Genomic DNA, 4270 nt, shown 5'->3' on the forward strand with positions numbered 1-4270 from the left:
ACCCGGCGGGGGTTTAAACCCCCGCCGGGTTTTGCGACTGTCAGTCAGTTTCAACCGTATGTAGGGGCGATCACGCTCGCGCCCGACAGACAGGGCTTTTAACCCCCGTCGGTTGTTGTCAAGGGGTCACGCCAAAAAATAATGTTTTCATTCATGGGTTGAATTTCGGTGCCGGGATAGTAGAACTTGAGAATGCGATCGCTGGTCCATCCTAATTTCGCGAGTTGATGGGAACCACTTTGGCTTAATCCCACCCCATGTCCAAATCCGCCCCCGACAAAGACATACCCCTTGAAGCTTTTATCCTCTCCATACATCCGTTCTAGGTAAAAGAATGTACTTAACGGGGCCCAGAATGCTCGGAGGATTTCATCTTTAACCAGTCTGACCGATCCCTGGTCTGTGGTGACGTTGACGGCGATCGCTCGACCGGCATTGCTTCTTTCCACCACTTCCACTGTCTGAATAGTCTGGAAATTGGCCTGGGAATGCTGCTTCTCTTGCAGATAATCCTTGAGGTTTTTGTTCATTTGAGCCAGACTGCTGACTTCGCGCCACCGAAATACATCCCACCCTTCTTCATTAAACCCTTTGTCCAGGGTAATAAACCGGCGGAAGTTCTGCTCGTTGGCTAAACTGTAGCGGGATAAGTCCCAGACATTGCCTACGGAGTCGAGGACGGCTTTCAAATACGGGCGATCGGCACCATCCCACATATCCTGGAAGGGGGCGGTGATCCCCCCGGTGGTGGAGGAATACAGGGCGTCGATTAATTCGTTGTTATAAGTAAGCACTTTCCCGGCAGTGGCGGCGATCGCGCGATCGGACCGGTCCCAGGTCTCTCCGATTCCTTTATAAACCTGACACTCGGTACTCGCACATAACTCGTAGTTATCCACCGCAAATCGTCGCAGGTTCCGCAGGACATAAGTCCGGGCAATAATCGCCTGAGCTTCTACTGCCTGATATGGTGCATCTGCTCCAATTTCATGGGGGACGACTCCCCGTAAATAGTCTTCGATGGGGACCTTATTAACCAGGGTAAAGCTGCCGTAGGCATTCGGCTGGACTCGCAATGTCCCGGGATACAGGGTGGGGTTACGGTCCTCTTTTTCTCGGCTGACCTGAACTTCATTGGTCCCTGCCCAAATCTCTAGGCGATCGCGATTATATCGGAACCCCTCAAACACCCAACTGGGTTGGGGTTCGTGCTGGATGATCTCCGTATCCAAAAAGGCCGTCTCATCTCCTTCAGCTTGCAAATTTTGCAGCAGCATCCGCCGCAGTAATGGGGTCCCATAGACCCCGCGCTTGGCCCAGACTTGCCAACGTCCCGGATGAGCAATTTCTACCTCAATCCCCTTTTGTCGCCATTCATCGGCATTCTGTTCGGCATTCTCGAAGCTGCGATGGGTACTCAACACCAGCCGTTCTTCCAGGATGGGTTCAGCTAGGGGTTTCATGACGATTTCTAGCTGCATCTGGCTCACTTGCTGGGTTTGAGGCGTCCCATCACCCCCCTCAAAGCGCACATACAGGCGATCGCCCTCTAAGGCTTTCAGAATTAGTTGATCTGTCGGTTTGCTGCCAAACCGCTGCACCACTCCTATCTGTAGTTCTCGATTCTGAACTTGATTTGCTCGAACTACTTCCCCAGGAACGCTCCAAAAGCACAGAACCGTGAACACGACCCCAGATATCCGCCCCCACCATTGGCCCCTCATCCGTTTGGCTTTAGGAGTGACAGGAGTCTGTTTAGGTCCCACAAACTGGCCTGGATCTGGGCGATCGCTGACGATTTGGGAATGAACCCCCAGATTCCGTTCTTGATATGCTGTTGATTTCACCGTTCGATCCCCTTTTGTTTCGTTTAAATATCCGGTCTAAATTCTCGACAATGGCCTAATTTTCCTCCACCTGAGTCGCGATCATTAATTTTATCCCCTCTATTGTGATCAAAATCCCCTCTAACTTTCAACCTATTGTCCCCCCCCATCTCCCTTATTGCAACTCATACTCATTCCGACTATGATATAAGAAAGCCACCTAAAACCCAGAAATCACAATTATGAGAGTCCAAGAAATCGCGATCGCCAAGATTCGGCGTCCATTACCGCGCCAGAATGACCAACAAAAAGTACAGACGCTGATGGAGTCCATCCAAGAAATCGGATTACTAGAACCAATTGACGTGTTAGAAGTAGAAGGGGAATATTACGGCTTTTCTGGTTGTCATCGCTATGAAGCTTGTCAACGCCTAGGCCTTGAAACCATTCGCTGTAACGTCCGTCGTGCTCCGCGATCGGTGCTAAAAATGCACCTAGCCTGAGTCGATGCTGCCGATAGAGCTGGTACAGTATTCGATAAGCAGTATCTGGTCAAGAAACCCGCTTTCTCACCCCTACTGTACCGACACTCTAGTAATCCCGTTAACAATATACTCGTTCTAAAGGAGACCGAATCATGGGAAAAGATAAAGACAAAGACAAAGACAAAGACAAAGACAAAGACAAAGACAAAGACAAAGGCTCAAAAATCAATACTGGCATTGATACACAAGACCGGCAAGAAATCGCGGAAGGATTATCGCGACTCCTCGCCGACACTTACACTCTGTACTTAAAAACCCATAATTTCCATTGGAACGTCACCGGGCCAATGTTCCAGACCTTGCACTTGATGTTTGAGACACAATACAACGAATTGGCTTTAGCAGTAGATGCGATCGCCGAACGGATTCGGGCCTTGGGATATCCAGCCCCAGCGACTTACAGCGAGTTTAGCCAGTTAACCTCCATTGAAGAAACCCTCGGAGTTCCGAAGGCCAAAGAGATGATTCAGTTGTTAGTTGAAGGACAAGAATCCGTAGTGCGGACTGCTCGTTCTGTGTTCCCTACAGTTGATGCAGCCAACGATGAACCCACCGCTGATTTATTAACCCAGCGGATGCACATTCATGAAAAAACCGCTTGGATGTTAAGAAGTCTGCTGGAAGAATAAAGCATCGGTTAAACTTTCCTACCTCGAACTCAGAAATCGGGTTTTTAGGTGAGGGATAACAAATGGGGGATAACGACTATAGCAGCGCCTTTATCCGTTGTGGAATGCCCTCACCCCTTTCTCGTCGGCGGCCCAAAGGGGGAGAGGGGAGCGGATTATGTCATAAATCATTTAGGATTGCTATAAAGTCGTTACGACAAACGGGGGAGATGCACTAAAGTTGTTTCTTCCCCTGTTCTTAGTAACGACTTCAATCGTTTCTTCGCGGTTTGTAATATAGCGGTTCGGTGGACTCATTCGCGTACAGACATTTAAAGGAGTGCGTAAAGCCTGCGCCCGGGCGAAAGCTGTGCGGCGTAGCGTGTACGCGCGAGCCCAAACATCTTGCTCGCTCTTGACAAGAGCGAGCAAGATGCTCGCACTCCCAAGATGTACGCGAATAACGGTGGTCACCGCTATATGATGTCCAAGATTACATTAAATTGATCAACTCGAACTCATGAGTGATATTCCAGACGCCAGCCAACAATTACAAGCATTAATGCAACAGGTGGGAATCTCCAGTTTTCGCGCCCTCGCTCGTCAAGCGGGGGTGTCTCACTGGCAGGTGAGGCAACTGCGTCAGGGAAAAGCGTTGCAGATGCGTGTAGAACCCTTGCTGGTGCTGGCTAATACACTACAAGTACCCCTATCGGAGTTATTAGTCAGATGTGCTGGAGTTGAGGTGGGAGATACAGTCCCGGGAAGTTCGACCTTGCAAGGGGAATACGATCGCCTTCAGGTTCAGATGCAGCAGCAAAGGGAGACTCTGTTGCAGGAATTTCAACTGAGTAGTTTAGATATTTTAGAGTCCTGGTTACAAAACTGGCCCACTGCTGCTTATGCTGCTACCCAAAATCCGGACTTGCCTGCGGTGCGTTTGCTGCCGTTGCTGCATCCGGTGGAACGGTTGTTGCAAGAGTGGGGAGTCGAGGCGATCGCCTCAGTAGGGTCTGAGATTCCCTATAATCCCCAGCAGCATCAGTTACGGGAGGGAATGGCTGAACCGGGGGAACTTGTGAGAGTCCGCAGTACCGGATATCGCCAAGGGAATAAGCTGCTTTATCGAGCACAGGTCAGTCCCATCCAGAATTAGGGATCAGGGAGAGATTAGCCTAAAGGTCTAGCCCTGTCAAGGTGGTAAATTTAATGACGCTCAATCGTTGTTTCATGTAGGGGTAGGGTCTCCAAACCCTCTGCTCTAATGTAGGGGTAGGGTCTCCAAACCCTC

At 50.0% G+C, this 4270-nt stretch carries 4 protein-coding genes; 3 read left to right on the forward strand and 1 reads right to left on the reverse strand.

What is annotated here, in order from left to right:
* Positions 1-98: 98 nt before the first annotated feature.
* Positions 99-1847, reverse strand: coding sequence for a SpoIID/LytB domain-containing protein (locus tag J0895_RS24005; protein WP_207090506.1), 1749 nt, complete (start codon positions 1845-1847; stop codon positions 99-101).
* 221 nt (positions 1848-2068) lie between these two features.
* Between J0895_RS24005 and J0895_RS24010 the strand changes: the two genes are divergently transcribed.
* The 3 genes from J0895_RS24010 to J0895_RS24020 all read left to right on the forward strand — a co-directional run bounded on the left by J0895_RS24010 (position 2069) and on the right by J0895_RS24020 (position 4135).
* Entirely contained in the window at positions 2069-2329 is a 261-nt protein-coding gene (locus tag J0895_RS24010; RefSeq protein WP_207090507.1) for a ParB N-terminal domain-containing protein, read from the forward strand.
* A gap of 134 nt (positions 2330-2463) precedes the next feature.
* The gene (locus J0895_RS24015) at positions 2464-3000 is read left to right on the forward strand and encodes a Dps family protein (protein WP_242541556.1); all 537 of its coding nucleotides are present in this window, start codon (positions 2464-2466) and stop codon (positions 2998-3000) included.
* A 499-nt stretch (positions 3001-3499) separates the two neighbouring features.
* A complete protein-coding gene (locus J0895_RS24020; RefSeq protein WP_207090508.1) occupies positions 3500-4135 on the forward strand; it encodes a helix-turn-helix domain-containing protein in 636 nt (211 codons plus the stop codon).
* Positions 4136-4270: the final 135 nt, after the last annotated feature.

This window comes from Phormidium pseudopriestleyi FRX01, assembly GCF_017313335.1.
Lineage (GTDB): Bacteria > Cyanobacteriota > Cyanobacteriia > Cyanobacteriales > Laspinemataceae > Laspinema > Laspinema pseudopriestleyi.

Bases quoted from the DNA above. Each gene is read 5' to 3' on its own strand.
- J0895_RS24010 (WP_207090507.1), top strand. From the start codon at position 2,069: ATGAGAGTCCAAGAAATCGCGATCGCCAAGATTCGGCGTCCATTACCG.
- J0895_RS24015 (WP_242541556.1), top strand. From the start codon at position 2,464: ATGGGAAAAGATAAAGACAAAGACAAAGACAAAGACAAAGACAAAGAC.
- J0895_RS24020 (WP_207090508.1), top strand. From the start codon at position 3,500: ATGAGTGATATTCCAGACGCCAGCCAACAATTACAAGCATTAATGCAA.